Annotated in this window: 16 protein-coding genes, 2 tRNA genes and 3 rRNA genes; 4 read left to right on the forward strand and 17 right to left on the reverse strand. The window is 56.5% G+C overall.

Annotation, left to right across the window (positions count from 1 at the left end; genetic code table 11):
- The first annotated feature begins 184 nt into the window (after nucleotides 1-184).
- From mksB to mksF, 3 genes are read left to right on the forward strand one after another with little or no spacing between them, the layout of a single operon-like run.
- Nucleotides 185-1,477: an Mks condensin complex protein MksB gene (mksB, locus tag ACMXYH_RS27590; protein ID WP_415765539.1), complete on the forward strand. Its 1,293-nt coding sequence runs from the start codon at nucleotides 185-187 to the stop codon at nucleotides 1,475-1,477.
- Entirely contained in the window at nucleotides 1,467-2,168 is a 702-nt protein-coding gene (gene mksE, locus ACMXYH_RS27595) for an Mks condensin complex protein MksE (protein ID WP_415765540.1), read from the forward strand. The genes mksB and mksE overlap by 11 nt, the downstream gene beginning before the upstream one ends.
- Entirely contained in the window at nucleotides 2,165-5,005 is a 2,841-nt protein-coding gene (gene mksF / locus ACMXYH_RS27600) for an Mks condensin complex protein MksF (RefSeq protein ID WP_134423172.1), read from the forward strand. Before mksE ends, mksF begins: the two co-directional genes overlap by 4 nt.
- Nucleotides 5,006-5,204: 199 nt before the next feature.
- Here mksF and ACMXYH_RS27605 read toward each other — a convergent pair whose 3' ends face one another.
- From ACMXYH_RS27605 to ACMXYH_RS27670, 14 genes are all read right to left on the reverse strand, one after another.
- Entirely contained in the window at nucleotides 5,205-7,508 is a 2,304-nt protein-coding gene (locus ACMXYH_RS27605; protein WP_415765541.1) for a PqiB family protein, read from the reverse strand.
- Nucleotides 7,501-8,124, reverse strand: coding sequence for a paraquat-inducible protein A (locus tag ACMXYH_RS27610; protein ID WP_129441213.1), 624 nt, complete (start codon nucleotides 8,122-8,124; stop codon nucleotides 7,501-7,503). The genes ACMXYH_RS27605 and ACMXYH_RS27610 overlap by 8 nt, the downstream gene beginning before the upstream one ends.
- Nucleotides 8,111-8,770: a paraquat-inducible protein A gene (locus ACMXYH_RS27615; RefSeq protein ID WP_415765542.1), complete on the reverse strand. Its 660-nt coding sequence runs from the start codon at nucleotides 8,768-8,770 to the stop codon at nucleotides 8,111-8,113. Before ACMXYH_RS27615 ends, ACMXYH_RS27610 begins: the two co-directional genes overlap by 14 nt.
- A gap of 147 nt (nucleotides 8,771-8,917) precedes the next feature.
- A 5S ribosomal RNA gene (gene rrf / locus ACMXYH_RS27620) occupies nucleotides 8,918-9,033 on the reverse strand.
- Nucleotides 9,034-9,206: 173 nt separating this feature from the next.
- Nucleotides 9,207-12,098: ribosomal RNA gene (locus ACMXYH_RS27625) — 23S ribosomal RNA — on the reverse strand.
- Nucleotides 12,099-12,348: 250 nt separating this feature from the next.
- Nucleotides 12,349-12,424: transfer RNA gene (locus ACMXYH_RS27630), tRNA-Ala, on the reverse strand.
- Nucleotides 12,425-12,451: 27 nt separating this feature from the next.
- Nucleotides 12,452-12,528, reverse strand: a tRNA-Ile gene (locus ACMXYH_RS27635).
- 161 nt (nucleotides 12,529-12,689) lie between these two features.
- Nucleotides 12,690-14,228, reverse strand: a 16S ribosomal RNA gene (locus ACMXYH_RS27640).
- The 16S, 23S and 5S rRNA genes sit together here with 2 tRNA genes alongside, the layout of an rRNA operon.
- 544 nt (nucleotides 14,229-14,772) lie before the next feature.
- On the reverse strand, nucleotides 14,773-15,393 hold the full coding sequence (gene msrQ, locus ACMXYH_RS27645) for a protein-methionine-sulfoxide reductase heme-binding subunit MsrQ (RefSeq protein WP_415765543.1): 621 nt from the start codon (nucleotides 15,391-15,393) through the stop codon (nucleotides 14,773-14,775).
- Nucleotides 15,393-16,406, reverse strand: a complete 1,014-nt coding sequence (gene msrP, locus ACMXYH_RS27650; protein ID WP_415767760.1) for a protein-methionine-sulfoxide reductase catalytic subunit MsrP — start codon at nucleotides 16,404-16,406, stop codon at nucleotides 15,393-15,395. The genes msrQ and msrP overlap by 1 nt, the downstream gene beginning before the upstream one ends.
- 58 nt (nucleotides 16,407-16,464) lie before the next feature.
- Complete coding sequence (gene pssA, locus ACMXYH_RS27655) at nucleotides 16,465-17,319, reverse strand: CDP-diacylglycerol--serine O-phosphatidyltransferase (protein WP_008156794.1); 855 nt, start codon at nucleotides 17,317-17,319, stop codon at nucleotides 16,465-16,467.
- Between the two features lie 144 nt (nucleotides 17,320-17,463).
- On the reverse strand, nucleotides 17,464-18,480 hold the full coding sequence (gene ilvC, locus ACMXYH_RS27660) for a ketol-acid reductoisomerase (RefSeq protein WP_007948647.1): 1,017 nt from the start codon (nucleotides 18,478-18,480) through the stop codon (nucleotides 17,464-17,466).
- Between the two features lie 48 nt (nucleotides 18,481-18,528).
- Nucleotides 18,529-19,020, reverse strand: a complete 492-nt coding sequence (gene ilvN / locus ACMXYH_RS27665) for an acetolactate synthase small subunit (RefSeq protein WP_003176102.1) — start codon at nucleotides 19,018-19,020, stop codon at nucleotides 18,529-18,531.
- Nucleotides 19,021-19,022: 2 nt separating this feature from the next.
- A complete protein-coding gene (locus tag ACMXYH_RS27670; protein WP_129441205.1) occupies nucleotides 19,023-20,747 on the reverse strand; it encodes an acetolactate synthase 3 large subunit in 1,725 nt (574 codons plus the stop codon).
- A 400-nt stretch (nucleotides 20,748-21,147) separates the two neighbouring features.
- Between ACMXYH_RS27670 and ACMXYH_RS27675 the strand changes: the two genes are divergently transcribed.
- The gene (locus ACMXYH_RS27675; protein ID WP_134422252.1) at nucleotides 21,148-21,570 is read left to right on the forward strand and encodes a DUF4124 domain-containing protein; all 423 of its coding nucleotides are present in this window, start codon (nucleotides 21,148-21,150) and stop codon (nucleotides 21,568-21,570) included.
- A gap of 105 nt (nucleotides 21,571-21,675) precedes the next feature.
- On the opposite strand, the gene ACMXYH_RS27680 is transcribed toward ACMXYH_RS27675, so the two are convergent.
- From ACMXYH_RS27680 to mrcB, 3 genes are read right to left on the reverse strand one after another with little or no spacing between them, the layout of a single operon-like run.
- Nucleotides 21,676-22,011, reverse strand: coding sequence for a YqcC family protein (locus tag ACMXYH_RS27680; RefSeq protein WP_033054374.1), 336 nt, complete (start codon nucleotides 22,009-22,011; stop codon nucleotides 21,676-21,678).
- Nucleotides 22,011-22,745: a tetratricopeptide repeat protein gene (locus ACMXYH_RS27685; RefSeq protein WP_223528149.1), complete on the reverse strand. Its 735-nt coding sequence runs from the start codon at nucleotides 22,743-22,745 to the stop codon at nucleotides 22,011-22,013. The genes ACMXYH_RS27680 and ACMXYH_RS27685 overlap by 1 nt, the downstream gene beginning before the upstream one ends.
- A gap of 16 nt (nucleotides 22,746-22,761) precedes the next feature.
- Nucleotides 22,762-25,086: a penicillin-binding protein 1B gene (gene mrcB / locus ACMXYH_RS27690; protein ID WP_129441197.1), complete on the reverse strand. Its 2,325-nt coding sequence runs from the start codon at nucleotides 25,084-25,086 to the stop codon at nucleotides 22,762-22,764.

Consider the following 25,086-nt stretch of genomic DNA (forward strand, 5'->3'; position numbering starts at 1 on the left):
CGGGACTCGATAAGCAAAGGTCGGCCACTTGTGGATAACTAAAGTGCGGTGATTCTACCGCCCTTCGCTCAAGATCGCCCACGCTTGATCGATAGAAAGCCAACTGTCCGTCCCGAGAGTGAATCGCAACGGGCGTGATGCAGTACAATCGCGACTTTTAATCGCCAACCAGCCGGCCATTCCGATGATCGAACCCAAGCGCGTCTTGCGCGCCCTCGCTGAACACTGGGCACTTCTGGAGCCACTGTGCGAGCACTTCGACCAAGGCACCTTGAGCCTCAACGAATTGCGTTCACAGTTGGCCGCCCAGCAACTGGACAGTACGCCGCAGGACATCACCAGCCTGCTGGACGTGTGGATTCGCCTCGACATTCTGGTTCCCGTGGCGAAAAGCCCGAACCGTTTCGAGCTCAATGCGCAGATCCACGACTTCCTCGCCTACCTGCGCCGTGAGCACCGCCTGGGCCTGTGCCTGGAGATCGAAGCCTATTTGCGTCACCTCGAACGCCTGGCCGGTTATATCCAGGACGCCTTCGACATCCGCGACGGCCACGACCTGGCGCGCCAGTTGCGCCTGCTCGATATGCGCGTACGGGACGTATTGAAGAAACTCGCCAACGACGAACAGGCCCTGGTGGCCGTCGCCGAGCGCGCCAAGACCAGCGACCGGCAGATTCCCCTGCGTCAGCGTTACGCTGAAGTGCTGGCGACCTGGGACGAATACGTCGAGCCGATGATTCAGCTGGTGAACGCCGACGGCGCCTTCGAACAAGGCGTGCGCAAGGTCGAGAACGTTCTGCTGAAAATGCTCACCGAGCAGCAGCGCCTCGGCCACCTGGTCGATGACGACATGCTGCTGCGCACCCACGCGCGCATCCTCGAAATGCAGACCAGCGCCCAGCTGACGCTGCGTCATGCTCGCGAGCTGTTGCTGCCGCTGCGTGAAGAAGCCCGTCGGCACAACGCCGTGACCCGTGGCGCGGCGCTGGCTTTGTCGGCCATCCGTCGCAAAGGCATCGATGCGGTGCCACAAGCGGCGATGCCGATGTTCACTCGGCCGCAAAGCACCTTCTTGGGCAGCGCCAGTCAGGTCGAAGCCTACGTTTATGCGCTGGCCCGTTTCGAGCCGAAACCGGCGCGTTTCCCCAAGGCCCACAAGACGCAGAAAGGCGAAGCGCCGCGCGCGCCACGCACGGTTCGGGAAATGCTCGAACGCTGCGAAGACGCCCTGCCGATGCCGGACCTGATGACCTGGCTGCTGGAGCAGGAGCCGGACGGCGCTACCGACGAATTGCTTTACTGGTTCTCGCGCCTGTCGCGGGAAAAGCGCTTCGCACGCGAGCGTCTGGAACGCCGCGATTACCACACTCACGAGCACCAGGTCAGCCTGCGCTCCTTCGCCCTGCTCTCGGCCCGCGACACCGCCGCCGAGGATTCTGCGAGCACTCTCTATGCAAGTACTCCACATGCAACTTGATCTATCCGAACTGTCCCAGCTGGCGCCGATCTTTCGCGAGCTGTTCAAGGGCTATCACGTCAGCCGCCGCGACCCTGAGCTGTACGCGCAACTGTCGAACTTCCAGGACCAGTACCGCACGCTGTTCAAGGCGTTGGGCTTTGAATTGGTCTGCGACACCCGTGGTTTCTACTACTTCGTGCCGGACCTCGCCGCCGCAGCAGTGAACAAGACCGCGCAACGTCTGGCGCTGTTCACCTTCATTCTCGTCGAGCATCTGGCCGACCAGGGCCGGGACCCGGTCGCCGTGCTCGACGGTGGCAGCCTCGGCCGCGACGAATTGCCATCGCTGCTGGAGAAATACCGCGACCTGTTTATCCAGGCCGAAGTGCAGACCGTCGAAGAACTCGAAGAAAAAATCATGCGCCGCATGACTCAGCTCGGTTTCGCCGGTGAAGAAAACGGCATCTACCGTTTCCTGCCGCCGATGCACCGTTTCCTCGATGTCTGCCTGTCGGTCCAACAAGACCGTGATCTGGCCGCCAGCCTGCACAGCGTGTTGCCTCTGCCGGTTCCGGTGCTGATCGACGACGACAGCGACGAAAAGCTGTTGGAAACCGATGACCCGCTGGATTTGAGTGACTTCGAAGAAGAAAGCGAAGAAGACGCCATGGCCCGCGCCATTGCCGAAGAACAGGAGACCGACGCATGAGCAAGGAACGCTACGGCATTCGCCGCTTTGCCCTTTTGAACACCGCCGGTTACAGCCTCGGCCTGTTCCCGCTGGAAGAACCGTTGTCGGTTTACGGCGCGAACAACCTTGGCAAATCCGCCTCGATCAACGCGTTGCAGTTCCCGATCCTGGCGCGCATGTCGGACATGAGTTTCGGCAAGTACAGCCTGGAACAATCCCGGCGCTTCTACTTCGCTTCGGACACCAGCTACATCTTGGTCGAAGTGTCCCTGCCCCACGGTCCTCACGTCATTGGCGTGGTCGGTCGCGGCCCGGGCGGTGGTTTCGGTCACCAGTTCTTTGCCTACGCCGGCAAACTGGATCTGGCCCATTACCAGAAAAACGACACCTGCCTGCGCCAGAAAGAATTGTTCACCAACCTTGAGCGCGAAGGCCTGAAAGCCTACGAGCTCAAGCCGGATGAGCTGCGTCGTTTGCTGGTCGGTGGTCACACCTCGATCCCGCTGGACCTGACGCTGATCCCGCTGCGCTCCACCAGCGAGCAGAGCCTGAAGACGTTCCGCGCGCTGTTCATCAACCTGCTGCACATGCGCGAAATCACCGCGGCCAAGCTCAAGCAATTGTTCCTCGATGCGTTCGAGCACAGCCTGCGTTCCGGCAGCGTCGATTACATCGCCGCGTGCGAAGAAGCGTTCCGCGATGTACGACGCATGGAGCAGGACTACAACTCGCTGGTCACTGCCGGCCCATTGGTCGAAGCCCTTGCGGCAGGCGTGACCCAGCGCAATATCCTGCGCGGCAAACTGCACCGCATTTCGCCGCTGCTCGACTCCCTGCTCGGCACTTGGTCGGACTACGCCAGTGCGCGCAAGGAAGAGCTGACGATTCAGGCCGAGCATTACCGCAACGAGCAAGACGCGCTGCAAAACGATCAGCGCGGCGGCACTCAGGAACTGATGCGCCTGGAGCGGGAAATCACCGGCATCCAGCGCTGGCTCGGCGAGCTGTCGGTGCTCAAGCATCGCTTCGCACTGGTCGATGACGTCAAAGTGCTTGAGCAGCAACTGCTCGCGGCCAAGGATGCGCACGATGAACTGGCCGGTGCGCTGGCGCAGTCGCGGCAGTTCAGCGCCGAAGATTTGGAAGAGCGTCTGCGGGATCTGGAAAAACGCCTGAAGTCGGTCAAACAGCAACTCGATCATGCCGACAACAACAGCTACGCCCGTCTGCGTGAAGAGTTCTCGCAACAGGATGTCGAGCGCCTGATGCGCCTGTTCAACAGCGCGCTGTTCAGCCTGCCGTTGGGTGAGCACGGTATTACGCTGGACGAGGACGGTCAGTGGGTCAAATCCATGGAACTGATCCTCGATGGCTTCAAGGGCGAGCGTTTCGAAGTGCCGGGCCTGTCCATCGACATCTCGCACATCGAACCGCCGGCCCTGCAAGCCCTGGCTGACCGCGCGGCGTTGCGCGATCAGAAAGAGCGTCTGGATAAAGAACTCAAGCAACTGAAAACCCAGCAAGCCGTGGCCGCCGACCGCGCCGCGAGCAAGACCCAGACCGAAGCGCTGTACCAGCAAGTGCTGGATGCGCAGAAAGCGCTGGAAGATTTCCGCCGCGCGCAAACCCTGAGCGCCGAGGAAGGCGACAAGTTGGAACAGCTGGCGCAGATGGAAGCGGCGCAGGACGAGTTGAAGCGTTCCAGCGACGCCTTCACCGAACGCGTCCAGCAACTGTCGGCCAAGCTACAACTGGTCGGCCGGCAGATCGGCGACATGGAAGCCAAGCAACGCACCCTCGACGACGCCCTGCGCCGCCGTCAGCTGTTACCCGCAGACCTTCCGTTCGGTACGCCGTTCATGGACCCGATCGACGACTCCATGGACAACCTGCTGCCGCTGCTCAATGACTATCAGGACAGCTGGCAGGGTCTGCAACGCAGCGATGGTCAGATCGAGGCGCTGTACGCTCAGGTCCGCCTCAAGGGTGTGGCCAAGTTCGACAGCGAAGACGATATGGAGCGTCGCCTGCAACTGTTGATCAACGCTTACGCGCACCGTACCGACGAAGCACTGACCCTTGGCAAGGCGCGTCGCGCGGCCGTTACCGACATTGCCCGGACCCTGCGCAACATCCGCAGCGACTACGACAGCCTCGAGCATCAACTGGCGTTGTTCAACCGCGAGATCAACAAGCGTCAGGTCTCCAACCTGCAAAGCTTCCGCATCGTGCTAGCCCCGAACAAAGAAGCGCTCAAGCACATCGACCAGATCATCCACAGCGCCGGTCAGTATGAAGAAGGCGAAACCCTTTCGGTCTTCGACCTGAGCCAAAGCGCTGATCAGGACAACAAGAACGAAGAAGCCAAGGAGTATCTGGCACGGCTGGTGGCGGCGAACCACAACCAGCTCGGTCTCAAGGATCTGTTCGAGCTGGCGTTCGAGATCACCAAGGTCAACGGTCAGCCGGTGATCCACACCGACATCGACGGTGCCGCTTCCAACGGTACGACCATGACCATCAAGGCGCTGACCAACATGTACTTGTTGCTGCACTTGATGGACCGCGACCAGGCCGGTCGCGTGCGCCTGCCGTACTACCTCGACGAGGCAGCGGACATCGACGAGAAGAACCAGGCAGCGCTGTTGGAAACCAGCCTGCAACTGGGCTTCGTACCGATCCTGGCGAGTGTGAAGCCGCAGGTCTGCGCCAGTGTTGCCATCGACCTGGAAGGTGGCAGCGGCCCGAACGGGATCTACATCGACGAGGCGGACTGGAAGTACATCCGTCGTCACGATGAAGTGAAGGCTGCCGTTGCCGTTGAAGCGGATGAACCGGAGCTGGATGCGGTTTGATTTGAACCGTTAGATACGAAAAAGGCCGCGATCCAATGGATCGCGGCCTTTTTTTGTGTGCTGACTTGAGACTTTCAGTGAACTTGAGGGCCTCTTCGCGAGCCAGCTCGCTCCCACATTTGACCGAGTTGTCTGAACGAACGCGGCTCAATGTGGGAGCGAGCTTGCTCGCGAAGGCGTCATCACAGACGCCAATAAACTACTTGCCGATTGAAATCTTCGGCGCCCAGGTCAGCCATTCGTCTTCGAACTTATCGAACAGCGGGAACGTTTGCTCAGCTCGCGCCGGACTGCCCATACGCTCACCGTCCGGCGTGGCGAAAGCGATGCCGCCCTGAATCAGTGTCTCCAGCGATTCGGTACGCATCGTCGCCCCTTTGAACAAGCCGTAATCAAAGCCAAAACCACTGGAGTTCCAGAATCGCGTGCCGCTGCGCACCAACGGCGCGTACTTCGGCTCGATCAGGATGTGCACCAACACACGATCCGCCGTCTGGCCGAGTTCATAGCCTGTCACCTTGCCCACGGTGATTTCGCGATAAGTAACCGGCACACCTGTTTTCAGCGAACCACGGCGGGCAGCGCTCAACACCAGACTCAAACCGGCTTCTTGTTTAGCGGTTTCCGGCGGATTGGCCAAGGCCACGAAGTTCTTCTGCGGGCCGAGGTTTTTCGCGGCCGGTTGCACTTCGATGTATTGGCCAGTGACCAGCGTTTCGAGGTTGGACGTCTTGATCAGACCCAGTTCAGGTTTGACTACCCAGAACTGACTGCCCACCCGAGCGATGCGCTCCGGCACTTCGGTGATTCTTGCGGTCAGCATCACCGATTGCAGGTCATCCGTGAGGTCGACGTCTTCAATCTTGCCGACATCCAGACCTTTGAAGCGGATCGGCGTGCCGCTGCGCAAACCATCGGCGCGATCAACCTTGATCGTGACCACGGTGCCTTTTTGGTTGGCCTCGTCATGGTTGGCGAACAGACGAAAACGCGGAATCCGCTTCTGCAACGGCGCCTTGGCTTCCGGGGTTTCGAAGGCAATGCCACCGGCCATCAGGCTTTGCAGCGACTCACTTTTGACCTGAATTCCACCGGTCAACCCACCGGTCAGCGTGATGCCGCTGGCATTCCAGAACCGTGTCGAGGCGTTGACGAGACCTTCGTATTCCTTCTCGATGTGTACACCAATCACCAACTGCTTTTTGGTGCGCGAAAACTGATAACTCTGGACCGAACCGACCTTGACCTGTTTGTAGAGAATCGGGCTGCCGACCTCCAGTGAACCGAGGTTTTCGGTGAATAGCACCAGGTGCAATCCCGGTGCACGCAAGTCGAGCGGCGGTGCCTTCGGCCGTGCCACAAACTCGCGCTGCGGTGCGGCGCCTTTGTCTCCCGGACGCACGGCGATGTAGTTACCTTTGACCAACGCTTCGAGACCGGTGATACCGGCAAGCGAAATCGACGGCTTGACCACCCAGAACTGGGTGCCTTCGACCAGGTAATCTTCAGCCAGAGGATCGAGGGTCAATTCGGCGGTGGCACTGGATAGATCAGGATCGATCTTGAGCGCTTTCAGATTGCCGACCTGGATGCCTTTGTACATAACCGGTGTGCGACCCGCCTGCATTCCTTCGAAGTCGCTGAGTTTGACCTTGACCCGAATACCGGCGGCGGCTGCATCGAAATCTTCGTAGAGACGGAACGGCAGACTTGGATCGGTGGGCGGACTGTCCTTGCGGTTCTCCGGCGTGGCGAACGCGATACCGCCGGCGACGATGCTCGCCAGGGACTCGCTGCGCACTTTCACACCCGACAGGTTGGCGTCAATGCTAATGCCACTGGCGTTCCAGAAACGTGTGTGTTTGCGGACCAGTTTGGCGTAAGTGGGCTCGATGAAGACTTTGAGTTCAACGGTGCTTTGGTCTTCGGAGAGCAAGTAACTTTTGATCTGGCCAACCCTGATCTGCTTATAGAAAACCGGGCTACCGCGATTGAGTGAACCGAGACGATCAGCCTTGATGGTCAGGTGCAGACCGGGCTGGGCGTCCGACAGTGGCGGCTCTTCGGCCAAGGCTTTGAACTTGCGAGTCGTCTCGCCCTCGCCCGGGCTTATCGCCACGTAGTTACCTGAGACCAGCGTCTCCAGGCCAGTGATGCCGGCCAGGGTCACGCTCGGCTTGACCAGCCAGAAACGGGTGCTGGTCCGCAGGTATGGCTCCACGTCCTTGTTCATTTCGACGGTGGCGATCACGCCTTTGGAGTTGCCTTCGTCATCAAGTTTTAGAGTCTTTACCTTACCCACCGACATGCCTTTGTAGACGACTTCGGTCTTGTTGGCCTGAATGCCTTCACCACTTTCGAAACGCACCTGAATCTCGATGCCGGTCTCATTGTAGGCACGCCAGCCGAGCCAGCCGCCGATGATCAGGGCGATGAGGGGCAACACCCAAATGGCTGACCAGTTCGAGGCCGGTCGGGTTTTTGCTGTAGGCAAATCAGTCATGGTCGTCGTCCGACTCCGTGTTATCCCAAATCAGTCGGGGATCGAAAGTTACTGCGGCAAGCATTGTCAGAATCACCACACTGGCGAAAGCGATGGCGCCAAGATTGGCTTCGACGCTGGCAAGCCGTCCGAAATTCACAACCGCCACCAGGATGGCGATCACAAAAATATCGAGCATCGACCAGCGGCCAATGAACTCAATAAAGCGGTACATCCAAATGCGCTGGCGAGCCGAGAGTGGCTGGCGACGCTGCACGGAAAACAACAGCAGTGCGATGCCCACCAATTTGAACGTTGGTACCAGGATACTGGCGATAAAAACCACGGCGGCGATTGGAATCATGCCGTGTTGAACCAGTTGGATCACACCGGACATGATCGTGCTGGGATCGCCCTGCCCCAGTGAACTGACGGTCATGATCGGCAGCACATTGGCAGGGATGTAGAGAACCGCCGCGGTAACCAGCAACGCCCAGGTACGCATCACGCTGTTCGGGCGACGGGCGTGAACCAGCGCACCGCAACGGGTGCAGACCTGTACGTCGGTGTCGGCTTCCTGCTTGTTCAATTCATGGCATTCGGCGCAAATCAAAATGCCTGCATCAATCGCCCGCATGGGCATCCTCTCCTGATAAAGCCTGCCAGATCTGATGGGGTGACATCACAACCTCCAACCAGACCTGAACCAACAACAAACCGATAAAGCACGCCAGGCCAAGCCCGACGGTAATTGCTGCCATATCTGCCAGTTTGACGATCGCCACCAGTACGCCCATGAGGTAGACCTCGAGCATCCCCCAATCGCGTAAATGGTGATAAATGCGGTAGAGCAACAGGCCGTAACTGCGTCCGATATCAAAACGAATACTCAGCAGTACACCCAGTTGGCAAAGCAGCTTGAGCAGCGGAATTCCCATACTGCAGAGAAACACCACGACGGCTACGCCCTGCATTCCGGTATCGAACAGGCCAACAACACCAGTCCAGACAGTGTCATGCGATGACTGCCCGAGTAGATGGAGCTGCATAATGGGTAAAAAGTTCGCCGGGATATACAACAACAGAGCGGCGATAACCAGGGCGAGACTGCGCTGTACGACGTTATGCCGATGGGCGTAGAGCTCGTAGCCGCAGCGCGGACAGAGGGCTTTCTCGCCATGGGCGAGTTCGGGCTTGCGCATCAGCAAGTCGCACTCATGACACGCTACCAAGTCGTCCAGCGGTAATTCTGACAGCCCTGGGGCGTCAACCGGATCTGGCATAAAGGCTCTGGCTCCGAAAAAGTTGGACCTATTCTAGTGTCATGGATCGAAAATAACTGTGCAAATTTGTGCTTTAACTGAAGCCACTTTCCTGCGGACAAAACAAAACCCCTACCTGCATACGCAGATAGGGGTTTCGGAATTTAATCTTGACGATGACCTACTCTCACATGGGGAAACCCCACACTACCATCGGCGATGCATCGTTTCACTGCTGAGTTCGGGATGGGATCAGGTGGTTCCAATGCTCTATGGTCGTCAAGAAATTCGGTAGCCAGGTCGTGGGCCTTTGCAGGTTCACGCTCCAGCGAATGGGTATGCGATAGTTGGGTGTTTTGTGAGTATCTCGAACTTTCGGTTCGTTTCGTCTTCACACACCGCAATCTGGTGCTCTTTCGCTTTTTAGCTCGAAGCATGCAAATTGCTTGGGTGTTATATGGTCAAGCCTCACGGGCAATTAGTATTGGTTAGCTCAACGCCTCACAGCGCTTACACACCCAACCTATCAACGTCGTAGTCTTCGACGGCCCTTCAGGGGACTCAAGGTCCCAGTGAGATCTCATCTTGAGGCTAGTTTCCCGCTTAGATGCTTTCAGCGGTTATCTATTCCGAACATAGCTACCCGGCAATGCCACTGGCGTGACAACCGGAACACCAGAGGTTCGTCCACTCCGGTCCTCTCGTACTAGGAGCAGCCCCTCTCAAATCTCAAACGTCCACGGCAGATAGGGACCGAACTGTCTCACGACGTTCTAAACCCAGCTCGCGTACCACTTTAAATGGCGAACAGCCATACCCTTGGGACCGGCTTCAGCCCCAGGATGTGATGAGCCGACATCGAGGTGCCAAACACCGCCGTCGATATGAACTCTTGGGCGGTATCAGCCTGTTATCCCCGGAGTACCTTTTATCCGTTGAGCGATGGCCCTTCCATACAGAACCACCGGATCACTAAGACCTACTTTCGTACCTGCTCGACGTGTCTGTCTCGCAGTCAAGCGCGCTTTTGCCTTTATACTCTACGACCGATTTCCGACCGGTCTGAGCGCACCTTCGTACTCCTCCGTTACTCTTTAGGAGGAGACCGCCCCAGTCAAACTACCCACCATACACTGTCCTCGATCCGGATAACGGACCTGAGTTAGAACCTCAAAGTTGCCAGGGTGGTATTTCAAGGTTGGCTCCACGCGAACTGGCGTCCACGCTTCAAAGCCTCCCACCTATCCTACACAAGCAAATTCAAAGTCCAGTGCAAAGCTATAGTAAAGGTTCACGGGGTCTTTCCGTCTAGCCGCGGATACACTGCATCTTCACAGCGATTTCAATTTCACTGAGTCTCGGGTGGAGACAGCGCCGCCATCGTTACGCCATTCGTGCAGGTCGGAACTTACCCGACAAGGAATTTCGCTACCTTAGGACCGTTATAGTTACGGCCGCCGTTTACCGGGGCTTCGATCAAGAGCTTCGCGTTAGCTAACCCCATCAATTAACCTTCCGGCACCGGGCAGGCGTCACACCCTATACGTCCACTTTCGTGTTTGCAGAGTGCTGTGTTTTTAATAAACAGTCGCAGCGGCCTGGTATCTTCGACCGGCATGGGCTTACGCAGTAAATGCTTCACCCTCACCGGCGCACCTTCTCCCGAAGTTACGGTGCCATTTTGCCTAGTTCCTTCACCCGAGTTCTCTCAAGCGCCTTGGTATTCTCTACCCAACCACCTGTGTCGGTTTGGGGTACGGTTCCTGGTTACCTGAAGCTTAGAAGCTTTTCTTGGAAGCATGGCATCAACCACTTCGTCACCCAAAGGGTAACTCGTCATCAGCTCTCGGCCTTAGAATCCCGGATTTACCTAAGATTCCAGCCTACCACCTTAAACTTGGACAACCAACGCCAAGCTGGCCTAGCCTTCTCCGTCCCTCCATCGCAATAACCAGAAGTACAGGAATATTAACCTGTTTTCCATCGACTACGCTTTTCAGCCTCGCCTTAGGGACCGACTAACCCTGCGTCGATTAACGTTGCGCAGGAAACCTTGGTCTTTCGGCGTGGGTGTTTTTCACACCCATTGTCGTTACTCATGTCAGCATTCGCACTTCTGATACCTCCAGCAAGCTTCTCAACTCACCTTCACAGGCTTACAGAACGCTCCTCTACCGCATCACCTAAGTGATACCCGTAGCTTCGGTGTATGGTTTGAGCCCCGTTACATCTTCCGCGCAGGCCGACTCGACTAGTGAGCTATTACGCTTTCTTTAAAGGGTGGCTGCTTCTAAGCCAACCTCCTAGCTGTCTAAGCCTTCCCACATCGTTTCCCACTTAACCATAACTTTGGGACCTTAGCTGACGGTCTGGGTTGTTTCCCTTTTCACGACGGACGTTAGCACCCGCCGTGTGTCTCCCATGCTCGGCACTTGTAGGTATTCGGAGTTTGCATCGGTTTGGTAAGTCGGGATGACCCCCTAGCCGAAACAGTGCTCTACCCCCTACAGTGATACATGAGGCGCTACCTAAATAGCTTTCGAGGAGAACCAGCTATCTCCGAGCTTGATTAGCCTTTCACTCCGATCCACAGGTCATCCGCTAACTTTTCAACGGTAGTCGGTTCGGTCCTCCAGTTAGTGTTACCCAACCTTCAACCTGCCCATGGATAGATCGCCCGGTTTCGGGTCTATTCCCAGCGACTAGACGCCCTATTAAGACTCGCTTTCGCTACGCCTCCCCTATTCGGTTAAGCTCGCCACTGAAAATAAGTCGCTGACCCATTATACAAAAGGTACGCAGTCACCCAACAAAGTGGGCTCCCACTGCTTGTACGCATACGGTTTCAGGATCTATTTCACTCCCCTCTCCGGGGTTCTTTTCGCCTTTCCCTCACGGTACTAGTTCACTATCGGTCAGTCAGTAGTATTTAGCCTTGGAGGATGGTCCCCCCATATTCAGACAAAGTTTCTCGTGCTCCGTCCTACTCGATTTCATGACCAAGAGATTTTCGCGTACAGGGCTATCACCCACTATGGCCGCACTTTCCAGAGCGTTCCGCTAATCTCAAAGCCACTTAAGGGCTAGTCCCCGTTCGCTCGCCACTACTAAGGGAATCTCGGTTGATTTCTTTTCCTCAGGGTACTTAGATGTTTCAGTTCCCCTGGTTCGCCTCTTAAGCCTATGTATTCAGCTTAAGATAACCATCTTATGATGGCTGGGTTCCCCCATTCAGACATCTCCGGATCAAAGTCTGTTTGCCGACTCCCCGAAGCTTTTCGCAGGCTACCACGTCTTTCATCGCCTCTGACTGCCAAGGCATCCACCGTATGCGCTTCTTCACTTGACCATATAACCCCAAGCAATCTGGTTATACTGTGAAGACGACATTCGCCGAAAATTCGATTCTTGCTCATAAAGAGCAACTCACAAATTTTACCTTAGCCTGATCCGCTACCAGTGAAAGTAACGTCCAGTCTATCTTTCTATCACATACCCAAATTTTTAAAGAACGATCTAATCCAAAGACTAGAAATCAACATTCACCATCGTCACGATGGAATGCTCATTTCTAAGCTTTCAACAAACAGAAGCAGTAGTGGTGGAGCCAAACGGGATCGAACCGTTGACCTCCTGCGTGCAAGGCAGGCGCTCTCCCAGCTGAGCTATGGCCCCGTATTTCTACAGGTTCCCACACAAAATTGGTGGGTCTGGGCAGATTCGAACTGCCGACCTCACCCTTATCAGGGGTGCGCTCTAACCAACTGAGCTACAGACCCAATTTCGAGCTTTAAGGCCGACCTCACCCTGCTCCTTACCACAGAGCATGGGGTGCGCTCCAACCAACTAAGCTACAACCTGTTAGGGCTGCTTCTTATCGTCTTCTTCAATGAATCAAGCAATTCGTGTGGGAACTTATGGAGCAGCTGATGTCGTCGATTAAGGAGGTGATCCAGCCGCAGGTTCCCCTACGGCTACCTTGTTACGACTTCACCCCAGTCATGAATCACACCGTGGTAACCGTCCTCCCGAAGGTTAGACTAGCTACTTCTGGTGCAACCCACTCCCATGGTGTGACGGGCGGTGTGTACAAGGCCCGGGAACGTATTCACCGCGACATTCTGATTCGCGATTACTAGCGATTCCGACTTCACGCAGTCGAGTTGCAGACTGCGATCCGGACTACGATCGGTTTTCTGGGATTAGCTCCACCTCGCGGCTTGGCAACCCTCTGTACCGACCATTGTAGCACGTGTGTAGCCCAGGCCGTAAGGGCCATGATGACTTGACGTCATCCCCACCTTCCTCCGGTTTGTCACCGGCAGTCTCCTTAGAGTGCCCACCATTACGTGCTGGTAACTAAGGACAAGGGTTGCGCTCGTTACGGGACTTAACCCAACATCTCACGACACGAGCTGACGACAGCCATGCAGCACCTGTCTCAATGTTCCCGAAGGCACCAATCCATCTCTGGAAAGTTCATTGGATGTCAAGGCCTGGTAAGGTTCTTCGCGTTGCTTCGAATTAAACCACATGCTCCACCGCTTGTGCGGGCCCCCGTCAATTCATTTGAGTTTTAACCTTGCGGCCGTACTCCCCAGGCGGTCAACTTAATGCGTTAGCTGCGCCACTAAGAGCTCAAGGCTCCCAACGGCTAGTTGACATCGTTTACGGCGTGGACTACCAGGGTATCTAATCCTGTTTGCTCCCCACGCTTTCGCACCTCAGTGTCAGTATCAGTCCAGGTGGTCGCCTTCGCCACTGGTGTTCCTTCCTATATCTACGCATTTCACCGCTACACAGGAAATTCCACCACCCTCTACCATACTCTAGCTTGTCAGTTTTGAATGCAGTTCCCAGGTTGAGCCCGGGGATTTCACATCCAACTTAACAAACCACCTACGCGCGCTTTACGCCCAGTAATTCCGATTAACGCTTGCACCCTCTGTATTACCGCGGCTGCTGGCACAGAGTTAGCCGGTGCTTATTCTGTCGGTAACGTCAAAACACTTACGTATTAGGTAAATGCCCTTCCTCCCAACTTAAAGTGCTTTACAATCCGAAGACCTTCTTCACACACGCGGCATGGCTGGATCAGGCTTTCGCCCATTGTCCAATATTCCCCACTGCTGCCTCCCGTAGGAGTCTGGACCGTGTCTCAGTTCCAGTGTGACTGATCATCCTCTCAGACCAGTTACGGATCGTCGCCTTGGTGAGCCATTACCTCACCAACTAGCTAATCCGACCTAGGCTCATCTGATAGCGCAAGGCCCGAAGGTCCCCTGCTTTCTCCCGTAGGACGTATGCGGTATTAGCGTCCGTTTCCGAGCGTTATCCCCCACTACCAGGCAGATTCCTAGGCATTACTCACCCGTCCGCCGCTCGCCACCAGGTACAAGTACCCGTGCTGCCGCTCGACTTGCATGTGTTAGGCCTGCCGCCAGCGTTCAATCTGAGCCATGATCAAACTCTTCAGTTCAAACATCTTTGGGTTTTTAAGAAACCCTAAACTTGGCTCAGCAATCGTTGGTTACATCTTTGATTTCTCGCGGAGTAACTTGTGATGCTGATAATCTTGTTGACTATCAGTCTGACTCCACAAGCACCCACACGAATTGCTTGATTCAGTTGTTAAAGAGCGGTTGGTTAAGATCTTTCGTCTCAACCGAGGCGCGCATTCTACAGCAGCCTCTGTTGCTGTCAAGCGGTTATTTTTCGAAGTTTTCAAAGTTTCCTTTGCAACTTCAACCACTTGCGCTTGCGATCTCTCGTTAGCGGGAGGCGAATTCTACAGCGTTACTCGCTGCTGTCAACACCTCTTTTACACCGCTGTCGACCGAGAAGATCGAATCGTCAAAAGAGCCAAACCACCTCGCTCTTTCAACTCCTTCTGGGCTTCGATGACCTGAAGCAACTCGCTGTCGAAAACTGCGTAACTCATTGTTTGCCAAGGAGTTTTCCGTTTCGACTGCGCCGGAAGTGGGGCGAATTATAGACTTCCAGAATCTGCCGTCAACCCTTAATTACGCTTTTCGTGCAGAAGGTGTCTTTTTGGCAATTAATCGAGGGACTCGGCGGGTTACAGGGGGTAGTCGCAGTACTAATAGCAATGCACCTATAGAGGCGTAAACCGCCCACTCCTTAAGATCAGCGCGCACGATCCACAACATATGCAGCAATCCAAGCCCGAGAACCACATAGGCAAGACGATGTAATTTCTTCCAGCTAGAACCCAAACGCCGCTGACTATAGCGATTTGAGGTCACCGCCAAGGCCAATAAACACAGAAACCCAAGCGTCCCGACAATAATGTACGGCCGTTTGCGCAACTCGACACCCAACTGCGACCAATCAAAGCCGAGGATGAACGCCGTATACCCACTCAAATGCAAAACCACATAAGCGAAGCACCACAACCCCAGTTGCCGCCGGACAGCAACCCACCCCGCCCAACCGGTAAGCTTCTGCACAGGTGTCATGCTTAAAGTAATGAGTAGCAGGACAAGCGTCCCCAGCCCCAACCGGTCAACCAGCACCTTGCCCGGATCAGGCCCCAGCACATCCTCCCAGGCCTGATACAACCAAAGCAGCGGCCAGACCGCAGCAGCTATAAAGACGCCAATTCGCCAAAACGGAAATCGCATCAGTAGTTCTTCCGCAAATCGAGCCCTGTATATAAGGAGGCGACTTCATCCGAGTAGCCATTGAACATCTGCGTGTCCCGCACATTGGGCTTGAACAGCCCGCTCGGCAAACGCCGCTCACGCGCCTGAGTCCAACGCGGATGGTCGACCGCAGGATTTACGTTCGCATAAAAACCATACTCATCCGAGGCAATGCTCTGCCAGGTGGTTTTCGGCTGCTCACTCACCAAACTGATCCGCACGATGGATTTGATGCTCTTGAAGCCGTATTTCCACGGCACCACCAAACGCAGAGGCGCGCCGTTCTGATTAGGCAACTCCCGCCCGTACATGCCCACGGCAAGAATCGCCAACGGATTCATCGCCTCATCCAGACGCAGCCCTTCCACATATGGCCAATCGATCAAGCCAAAACCGGAACGTTGCCCGGGCATGCTCTTGGGATCTTCCAGGGTTTCGAAGCGAATGAATTTGGCATTGGACGTCGGCTCAACTTCCTTGAGCAAGGCCGAGATGGGAAATCCGATCCATGGAATGACCATCGACCAAGCCTCTACACAGCGAAGACGGTAAATACGCTCCTCCAACTGATAAGGCTTCATGAAGTCTTCCAGTGCGTACCGTCCCGGCTTGCCCACCTCCCCGTCCACCACCACACTCCAAGGTTCGGTTTTCAGCGCGCCGGCGTTGGCGGCAGGATCACCTTTATCGGTGCCGAACTCATAGAAGTTGTTGTAATGGGTCGCGTCCTTGAATGGCGTGATTGCCTCATCCTTGACGTTGACCGCCCCCCATTTGGTAGCAGGCAGTTTTTCGGCAAACCAGAAAGGCGCCTTGCCAGGCTCGACATCCGCATAACGCGCAGCATCGGCAGCACTGACCCAACGCGGCAAGCCGCTAACAGCCAAACCGGCAACGGCGACACCCAGTACGTTGCGGCGAGATAGATAGAGGGATTCTGGCGTGACATCCGACTCAAGACAGTCAGACGCTCTGGGAATTTTGATCAGCATGGCAACTCCGCAGCATTGGAGAACAGATGCACCAATAGACTGCGGAGTATGAGGGAAGCTAAGCGTTTTTGTGCCGACGAAGACGTAACAGATATTGAACCGGGCCAGAGGCTGCATAAGCGAGGAAAACCAGCAGCAGGATGCGCGGCGGATCACTGAACACTACGGCAAACACCAACACCACCGCGAGGATGGCCACGAAAGGTACACGCCCTTTCAGATCCAGCTCCTTGAAGCTGTTGTACTTGATGTTACTGACCATCAGCATGCCGGCGGCAGCGACCATCAGCGCAACCAGGAAGGACATCTTCGAGCCCTGAATGCCGTAATCACTAAACGCCCAGACAATGCCTGCAACCACACCAGCAGCAGCCGGACTGGCCAGACCAATGAAGTAGCGCTTGTCCGCAGTGCCGACCTGGGTATTGAAACGCGCCAGACGCAACGCTGCACCGGCTACATAAATGAAGGCAACCATCCAGCCGACCTTACCCATGTCGCCCAAGGCCCAACCGAATGCCAGCAATGCCGGCGCAACACCAAAGGCAACCATGTCGGACAGCGAGTCGTACTCGGCACCGAAGGCGCTCTGGGTATTGGTCATACGGGCAACGCGACCATCGAGGCCGTCGAGCACCATCGCGACAAAAATCGCGATCGCTGCAAAAGCAAAATACTTGCTCGCACCAATCGAATCACCGGCACTCAAGGCGCTCTGGGCGCTCATCGAGTTGATGATGGAATAAAACCCTGCGAACAGGTTCGCAGTCGTAAACAGATTCGGCAGAAGATAGATACCACGATGCCGGACTTTACGACCTTCAGCGTCATGCCCTTCCTCGATGTGCTCATCGATGGGCAGCAGGCTTTCGGCGTCAGAAGCCTGGTTTGGCTCTTCGGGACGTTCGCTCATGGACATTACCTTGCAACGGGGTGGAAAGTTTGGACAGGTGTCTGGGACGACGGTTCGGCCGCAAACGATGCAGCTTTATACCAGAACCGGCCACCCAAACGAAAAAACGCGGCCTAGGCCGCGTTTTTCGTACAAGTGCGCGACTTAGTTTTTAGCTTTGTCGACGATCTTGTTGGCACCGATCCACGGCATCATGGAGCGCAGTTGCTCGCCGATGATTTCGATACCGTGAGCGGCGTTGTTACGACGCTTGGCGGTCATCGAAGGATAGCCGGTAGCGCCTTCGCTGATGAACATCTTGGCGTATTCGCCGTCCTGAATACGTTTCAGGGCGTTGCGCATGGCCTGACGGGATTCGGCGTTGATCACTTCCGGACCGGTCACGTACTCGCCGTATTCAGCGTTGTTGGAGATCGAGTAGTTCATGTTGGCGATACCGCCTTCGTACATGAGGTCAACGATCAGTTTCAGTTCGTGCAGGCATTCGAAGTAGGCCATTTCCGGCGCGTAGCCAGCTTCAACCAGGGTTTCGAAACCGGCTTTAACCAGTTCAACGGTGCCGCCGCACAGAACGGCTTGCTCGCCGAACAGGTCGGTTTCAGTCTCGTCCTTGAAGGTGGTTTCGATGATGCCGGTACGACCGCCACCAACGCCAGCAGCGTAGGACAGTGCAACGTTTTTGGCGTTGCCGGAAGCATCCTGATAGATAGCGATCAGGTCAGGGATACCGCCGCCTTTGACGAACTCGGAACGCACGGTGTGGCCCGGAGCTTTCGGCGCGATCATGATCACGTCGAGGTCAGCGCGCGGAACAACCTGGTTGTAGTGGATCGCGAAGCCGTGGGAGAAGGCCAGGGTGGCGCCTTTCTTGATGTTCGGCTCGATTTCGTTCTTGTACAGAGCGGACTGGAACTCGTCCGGGGTCAGGATCATGACCAGGTCGGCAGCCGCAACAGCGGAAGCAACGTCGGTCACTTTCAGGCCGTGAGCTTCGGCTTTGGCAACAGTCGCCGAACCTTTACGCAGGCCAACAGTAACGTCAACGCCGGAGTCTTTCAGGTTGCACGCTTGAGCGTGGCCCTGGGAACCGTAACCGATGATGGCAACTTTCTTGCCCTGGATGATCGACAGGTCGCAGTCTTTTTCGTAATAAACTTTCATGAAATTCCCCTATATATCCAGGCCGTTCAGGCCATTCGCTAATTTGGTTTAGATGCTGAGTACTTTGTCGCCGCGGGCAATGCCGGTTACGCCGCTGCGGACGGTTTCCAGAATCGAGGCGGTGCCAATGGACTGAATGAAGCTGTCGAGCTTATCGCTTGTACCGGTCAATTGAACGGTATACACGCTAGCGCTGACGTCAACGATCTGCCCACGATAAATATCGGTAGTGCGTTTGATCTCGGCGCGCTGGGCACCGGTAGCCTTGACCTTGACCAGCATCAGTTCGCGCTCGATGTGAGCACTCTCCGACAGGTCGACCAGTTTGACCACTTCGATCAGCTTGTTCAGGTTCTTGGTGATCTGCTCGATAACTTCATCGTGACCAACAGTGGTCAGCGTCAGACGCGACAGGGTCGGGTCTTCGGTCGGTGCCACGGTCAGGCTTTCGATGTTGTAGTTGCGCTGCGAGAACAGGCCGACTACACGAGACAGAGCACCCGGTTCGTTTTCCAGAAGCAAGGAAATAATGTGCCGCATGATTATGTACGCTCCGTCTTGCTCAGCCACATATCGCGCATGGAGCCGTCTTTGATCTGCATCGGGTAGACGTGCTCGCTGGTATCGACCGAAACATCGATGATCACCAGACGATCCTTCATGGCGAACGCTTCCTCCATCTTCGACTTCAAATCTTTGGAGTCGGTGATGCGCATGCCGACGTGACCATAGGCCTCTGCCAGCTTGACGAAGTCAGGCAGCGACTCCATGTAGGAATGCGAGTGACGGCTGCCATAGCTCATGTCTTGCCACTGGCGAACCATACCCAGAACACCGTTGTTCAGGATGACGATTTTCACCGGCAAGCCATATTGCAGACAGGTGGACAGTTCCTGAATGTTCATCTGGATACTGCCCTCACCCGTCACGCAGACAACGTCGTCATCCGGGAAGCTCAGCTTGATGCCCATGGCCGCCGGAAAACCGAAGCCCATGGTGCCCAGGCCACCGGAGTTGATCCAGCGGTTCGGCTTGTTGAACGTGTAGTACTGCGCCGCAAACATTTGGTGCTGGCCCACGTCGGAGGCCACAAAGGCATCGCCCTTGGTGACTTCGCACAGGGTTTCGATCACGGTCTGCGGCTTGATGACGCTGCCGTCGCCCTTGTCGTAAGGGAACAGGCCGCGGTCACCGCGCCACTCATCAACTTGCTTCCACCAACTGGCAACAGACTCCTTGTTCGGGGTCTCGCCGATTTCCTTGAGGATCGCGACCATTTCGGTCAGGACGCTCTCGACCGGACCGACGATAGGTACGTCTGCCTTGATGGTCTTGGAAATCGAAGCCGGGTCGATGTCGATGTGAATGATCTTGGCATTCGGGCAGAACTTCGCCGGACCGTTGATCACGCGATCATCGAAACGCGCGCCGACCGCGAGGATCACGTCGGCATGGTGCATCGCCAGGTTAGCGGTGTAGCTGCCGTGCATGCCGAGCATGCCAATGAACTGACGGTCGGTGCCAGGGTAGGCACCCAGGCCCATCAGGGTATTGGTTACTGGCAGGTTGAGCATCTTCGCCAATTCCGTCAGCGGCGCGGAGCCACCACCGAGAATCACGCCGCCGCCTGCGTACATCACTGGACGCTTGGCCGCCAAAAGCATTTCTGCCGCCTTGCGGATTTGCCCGGAGTGACCGCGAACGGCCGGGCTGTAGGAACGCAGCTTGGCTTTTTTCGGGAAGATGTATTCGAACTTCTCGGCCGGGTTGGTCATGTCTTTCGGGATATCGACAACGACCGGCCCAGGACGACCGGATTGCGCGAGGTAGAACGCTTTCTTCATGACTTCCGGGATTTCCGACGCGTGTTTGATCATGAAGCTGTGCTTCACGATCGGCCGGGAGATACCGATCATGTCGGTTTCCTGGAACGCATCGGTGCCCACCATGTTGCTAGGCACCTGGCCGGAAATGACCACCATCGGAATGGAGTCCATGTAGGCCGTGGCAATACCGGTGATGGCGTTGGTTGCGCCCGGGCCGGAGGTCACCAGTACCACACCGGCTTTACCGGTGGCACGGGCATAGCCGTCAGCCATATGGGTCGCAGCCTGTTCGTGACGAACCAGGATGTGGGTCACTTCCGGTTCTTTGAACAGGGCATCGTAGACATGAAGAAGAGCACCACCCGGGTACCCGTAGATATATTTGACGCCTTCGTCACGCAAAAAGCGGACGAGCATCTCACCGCCAGATAAAAGCTCCACGTTGTTCACCTCTAAAACGCCAGAATACCGCCCACATAAAAGAGGACGGGTCTTAATAGGTTTACTTCTCAGCAGAGCATGAGCGACGGTGGTCGCCGACTACGTCAGCACTGACTGAGCAAGTATTGGGATCGTCCCAAGTGTTGCGGGCCTTTCCCACCCAGCGCGAGGTAACGCGTTGCGGGTGTAACAGGTCGGCGCGGATGTGCGCCTCATGATCTGCTGAGCGGGCCTGCTTCTGGCAGTCCCTCTACAGCGGACTTTGGATTCTTCTGTTTCGTCCTCTCCAAGTCAAGTCGTCTATGTGCTTTATTGAACTAAGCACATGAGAAAGCAAGAAAAAACCGCTAAACAGCAACTGTGTTAGCTTCAATTGCGCAACCCAATACAAGGAAATGGCATGCGAACGTTTTTCCTGACCGCCAGCCTGCTGATTGGCATCAGCCCTTTGTGCATGGCCGCTCAGATCTACAAATGGGTCGACGCCCAGGGCGTTACCCACTTCGACGCCCAGCCGCCCCAAGGCCGGGAAGCCACCACCGTGGTCACGCCCTCCTCGCCTGCAAGCAACCAGCCCCCGTCGCCACGCAGCGGCACCATTGGTGATCAACAGGCTATCGACAATAAAGTTAAAAAGCAGGTGACCGAGCAGCAAGCCCAGCTAAAGGCATTCTGCGAACAGGCGCGGACGAACCTGGCTCAGCTGCAGAACAATCCGCGAATACGGGAGGATGTCGAAGGTGAGATGCGCCGCCTGACCGACCAGCAGCGGCAGGAGCGCATTAGCGAAGCACAGAAACAGATTGCGGATAATTGCCAATAAACACCTGTAGGAGCTGTCGAGTGAAACGAGGCTGCGATCTTTTTAAAAGCAAAGTCAAAAGATCGCAGCCTCGTTTCACTCGACAGCTCCTACAACGGATCGGCGTTAGCGAGAGGCGGTGATCAGAAGATCAAACTCTTTGAGCAGCACCTGCAACTGCCGGTCCTTGCCCTGGACATTACGGGCAGCGAAGACCATTTCGGCCATCTCCTGAATTCCCGAAGCGTTTGGCAAGGGCAGATCCTGCTCGAGGATCACCTTCATCCGCGGAAGGAAGATCCATTGCAGCCACTGCTCGAAATCCAGCGTATCGACCGAGAATGGTTCGACACTGGAAAGCGCTTCGGCGGAGGGCGAGACCTCGTCCCACCAACCCTGAACCCGCAGCTCGCGCTCGATCAATAGCAACTGTTCGGCAATCTTCGGAAAGCGTGCATCCATCACAGCGATACCTTGGCCTTCTGACGGGCCAATGCTGCGCCAGCAGAGTCACCCTGTTTCTCACGCGCCTGAGCGATCAATTCCCACAGGCTGGCCTGAAGTGCCGGACGACCGTTGGCGAAGGTCAGGCCACGACGAGCAAACTGCTCGGCTTGTGGCGCATCGCCTTGGGCCATACGCACCTGAGCCAGACGATAAAGCACTTGCGGCTCACGCGGCGCAACACGCTGGGCGCGCTCGAGGCTGGAGGAAGCACCGTTGAGATCACCGCTCGCCTGTTGCTGCTGAGCGGTGGTCAGCAAGGCCAGAACCGGACCGTCCAATTGCTCGTCGGCGGACAAACCACCGGAGCTCGCCGAAGGAATCCCGCTCGGCGTCGACGGCATGCTGTAGCTGCCTTGATTGACCGGTGCCGACTGAACCGGCGAGGTATCGATCGGCCCCGGGGTGATCGGGCCTGGTGTGATCGGCGCAGTGCTGATCGGTGCCGACGTCACAGCGCCACCACCTGGCACCATCACGACGACGCCGGTATCACCTTGCGGGATTGCCTGAGTCTGGGCTTGCGCAGGACGTTTAGTCGTCGTCTGACGGAAACCGCCATTCGCCGAAATCCGTTCACTGTTCGAAACGGCGCTACCGGAATCCACAACCGGAATCGACCCGCGTTGTACGGAGGAGCAACCGCTGAGCAAAGCCACGGCGGTAACCGCTGGAATCAACCACTTGTTCACTTGAAACCCTCTTTGCTTAATTCATCCAGCCCTTGACCCAATCCATCACCGTTTCGCCAGAAACAGGGCTTTCGCCACCGCAAGCGGCACCGGGAGGCGGTTCGCTGCCGCGAATATACGGCATCTGCACCGCGCCTGGGCAGTTGGCATCAGAGCCTTGTCCGGTACGCGAATCGACCCAGGCCTGAACAATGTTGTCTGGCTGCGGCATGTCCAGCGGCAACGGATCGGCCTTGCGCATGAAACTGGTCCAGACCTGCAGCGCACCGGTGGCGCCGGTGAACGGAGTCTTGCCGTTGTCATCGCGACCCAGCCAGACCACGGCCAGCAGGTCCTGGCTGAAACCGGCAAACCAGCTGTCCCGCGAATCGTTACTGGTACCGGTCTTGCCGGCCAGGGTCAGGGTTTTCGGCAACACGTTGTAAACCGAACTACCGGTACCTTCACGCATGACCCGCTGCATGGCGCTCTGGATCAGGTAAATGGAGGCCGGATCAAAACGCTGCTGAATCTGGAACGGATAACGCTTGAGCGGTTCGCCTTCAGCGGTCAATACGCTACGGATCCCGCGCATCGGCGTATTGAAACCACCGTTGGCCAGGGTCTGGTACATCGTCGCCACTTCGATCGGGGTCAGACCGCCAGCGCCCAGCAACATCGACGGGAACGCCGGGAACTCGCGACTCACACCGAGACGTGCCAGGGTCTTCAAGACATTCGGTACGCCCACCGCCAACCCGAGACGCGCGGTCGACAGGTTGTAGGAGTGCGCCAGGCCCTGATACAGAAATACGGTGCCATGGGAACGGCGATCGTAGTTCTGCGGTTTCCAGACTTGACCGTCCGCGCCTTTGATCGAGAAGGAATCGTCCGACAGCCAACTGGTCAATGTGTACTGGCTCGGCTTCTCAAGGGCTGTCAGATAAACCGCCGGTTTGATCAAGGAGCCGATCGGTCGTACAGCATCCAGCGCACGGTTGAAGCCGGCAAAACTCGCCTGGCGGCTGCCGATCATGGCCTGGACTTCACCGGTTTCCGGGTTGGTCACGACCATGGCCGCTTCAACCTCATCGGAACCCTTGCGCCCGGAGAGTCTCTTGAAGGTGTCGTTGACCGACGCTTCGGCTTTCATTTGCAGGATCGGGTCGAAACTGGTGAAGATCCGCAGACCTTCTTCGGTCAAGTCTTCGTCGCGATAGTCTTCGCGCAGCTGACGCTTGACCAGATCGAGGAAACCCGGGAACGAGCTGTCAGCCAGCTTGCCGCGAGTCGTCACACCCAGTGGCATTTTCTTCGCAGCAGCGACCTGATCGACGGTGGCAACACCTTGTTGCTCAAGTACATCGAGCACGAGATTGCGCCGTTCAAGCGCCCGTTCAGGGTTGCGACGAGGGTTGTAATAGGACGGCCCCTTGACCATGCCCACCAGCATCGCGACTTGATGCAGCTTCAGTTCAGACAACGGCTGCCCGAAGAAAAACTGGCTTGCCAAGCCGAAACCGTGCACCGCGCGCTGCCCATCCTGACCGACGAACACCTCATTGAGGTAAGCCTCAAGAATGTCTCGTTTGTCGTAATGCAGCTCAAGCAACATCGCCATCATGGCTTCGGTGAGTTTACGGGTCAGGCTGCGTTCGCTGGTCAGGTAGAAGTTCTTGACCAGTTGTTGCGTCAGCGTACTGCCGCCCTGGGTCATCTTGCCGCCAGAGGTGTTGACATAGATGGCTCGGGCAATCGACTTGGGCGACACGCCCCAGTGGCTGTAGAAATCCCGGTCTTCCACAGCGACCAGAGTTTCCAGGAGATACGGCGGGACCTGATCAATTTTGATCAAAATGCGATCTTCGAGATTTTTCGGGTAAATCCCGCCAATCAGTAGCGGTTCCAATCGCACCACTGAGAGTTTCGAACCGTTGGTCGCCGAAAGTTCGGCCACGTAGTCGCCAGAGAAACGCACCCGTACTGGTTGCGCTTGCTCCATGCCTTCATAGAACTGGAAGCCACGGGTATTCAAGTCGACGGTATTGCCGCTGACCGCCGCCGCGCCGGGTCCATTGCTCACGCTTTCACGTCGATAGCCCAAGGCATCGAGTTCGGTCAGAAAATCGTCCTTGCTGAGCTTTTGTCCGACGAACAGCTCCAGCGGGCGCGCGTACACCTTGGCCGGAATGGTCCAGCGCTTGCCGGAGAACTTCTCCTGGACGATCGCGTCGAGGTAAACCGCGAACCCGGCCAGCACCACAAGGCCGACCAGACTGAGTTTAAGGGCCCAGCCCAGCCAGGGGCGCAGGCCCTTGGAAGGTGGTTTTTTGGGGGTGCGGGGGGATCGAGTACGAGTCAT

Origin of the sequence: Pseudomonas frigoris, from assembly GCF_047758635.1 — a bacterium.
Taxonomy (GTDB): domain Bacteria; phylum Pseudomonadota; class Gammaproteobacteria; order Pseudomonadales; family Pseudomonadaceae; genus Aquipseudomonas; species Aquipseudomonas frigoris.

What these genes read in the sequence shown, in the direction of transcription:
- mksB (WP_415765539.1), top strand. Translation starts at nt 185, where the DNA reads ATGATCGAACCCAAGCGCGTCTTGCGCGCCCTCGCTGAACACTGGGCA.
- mksE (WP_415765540.1), top strand. Translation starts at nt 1,467, where the DNA reads ATGCAACTTGATCTATCCGAACTGTCCCAGCTGGCGCCGATCTTTCGC.
- mksF (WP_134423172.1), top strand. Translation starts at nt 2,165, where the DNA reads ATGAGCAAGGAACGCTACGGCATTCGCCGCTTTGCCCTTTTGAACACC.
- ACMXYH_RS27605 (WP_415765541.1), bottom strand. Translation starts at nt 7,508, where the DNA reads ATGACTGATTTGCCTACAGCAAAAACCCGACCGGCCTCGAACTGGTCA.
- ACMXYH_RS27610 (WP_129441213.1), bottom strand. Translation starts at nt 8,124, where the DNA reads ATGCGGGCGATTGATGCAGGCATTTTGATTTGCGCCGAATGCCATGAA.
- ACMXYH_RS27615 (WP_415765542.1), bottom strand. Translation starts at nt 8,770, where the DNA reads ATGCCAGATCCGGTTGACGCCCCAGGGCTGTCAGAATTACCGCTGGAC.
- msrQ (WP_415765543.1), bottom strand. Translation starts at nt 15,393, where the DNA reads ATGCGATTTCCGTTTTGGCGAATTGGCGTCTTTATAGCTGCTGCGGTC.
- msrP (WP_415767760.1), bottom strand. Translation starts at nt 16,406, where the DNA reads ATGCTGATCAAAATTCCCAGAGCGTCTGACTGTCTTGAGTCGGATGTC.
- pssA (WP_008156794.1), bottom strand. Translation starts at nt 17,319, where the DNA reads ATGAGCGAACGTCCCGAAGAGCCAAACCAGGCTTCTGACGCCGAAAGC.
- ilvC (WP_007948647.1), bottom strand. Translation starts at nt 18,480, where the DNA reads ATGAAAGTTTATTACGAAAAAGACTGCGACCTGTCGATCATCCAGGGC.
- ilvN (WP_003176102.1), bottom strand. Translation starts at nt 19,020, where the DNA reads ATGCGGCACATTATTTCCTTGCTTCTGGAAAACGAACCGGGTGCTCTG.
- ACMXYH_RS27675 (WP_134422252.1), top strand. Translation starts at nt 21,148, where the DNA reads ATGCGAACGTTTTTCCTGACCGCCAGCCTGCTGATTGGCATCAGCCCT.
- ACMXYH_RS27680 (WP_033054374.1), bottom strand. Translation starts at nt 22,011, where the DNA reads ATGGATGCACGCTTTCCGAAGATTGCCGAACAGTTGCTATTGATCGAG.
- mrcB (WP_129441197.1), bottom strand. Translation starts at nt 25,086, where the DNA reads ATGACTCGTACTCGATCCCCCCGCACCCCCAAAAAACCACCTTCCAAG.